The organism is Streptomyces recifensis (assembly GCF_002154615.1).
GTDB classification, from domain to species: domain Bacteria; phylum Actinomycetota; class Actinomycetes; order Streptomycetales; family Streptomycetaceae; genus Streptomyces; species Streptomyces griseoluteus.
In genome coordinates this window covers 1-623 of sequence record NZ_MUNH01000896.1, presented here as the reverse complement: position 1 = coordinate 623, position 623 = coordinate 1, and the positions used below count along the sequence as shown (strand labels likewise).

Annotated in this window: 1 protein-coding gene; it reads right to left on the bottom strand. The window is 72.7% G+C overall.

Annotation, left to right across the window (positions count from 1 at the left end; all coding sequences use genetic code 11):
* Positions 1-623 (bottom strand): aldehyde dehydrogenase family protein (locus CCN33_RS30670; protein ID WP_140394783.1); only part of this gene is annotated, 623 nt, incomplete at both ends.

Sequence of the window (623 nt, the reverse complement as noted above, 5' to 3'; positions counted from 1 at the left end):
TGCCGCCGAGTTCGAGGGAGGCGCCGATGAGCCGCTCCCCCGCGTCCCGCGCGATCCTCCGGCCGCTGGCGGTGGAGCCGGTGAACATCATGTAGTCGGCGCCCGCCATCAGCGCGCCGCCGATGGAGCTGCCCCGCCCGATCACCATCTGCCAGACGCCGGAGGGCAGTCCGGCCTCCCGCATCAGCTCCAGCGACCACAGCGCGGTGAGCGCGGTCTGGGTGTCGGGCTTCTGGACGACCGCGTTGCCGGCCATGAGCGCCGCGACGGCGTCGCTGGCGGCCATGCTCAGCGGGTAGTTCCAGGGCGAGATGACGGATACGACGCCCTTGGGGTGGCGCAGCTCGGTGGTGTGGGTGAGCAGCGGTATCGCCCCCCGGCGCCGCTTGGGCGCCAGGTACCGGGAGCCGTTGCGGGCGTAGTACCGGGACACGACGGCGATGTCCACGACTTCGAGGAACGCGTCCCGGCGGGTCTTGCCGTTCTCGGCCTGCATCAGGTCCAGCGCCTCGTCCTGGCGGGCGAGCACGAGGTCGTGGAAGCGGAGCAGGATCTGCTTGCGGCGGCGGAGCGGGGTCGCGGCCCAGCTCCGTTGGGCGATCCGGGCGCGGGCGAAGGCGTCC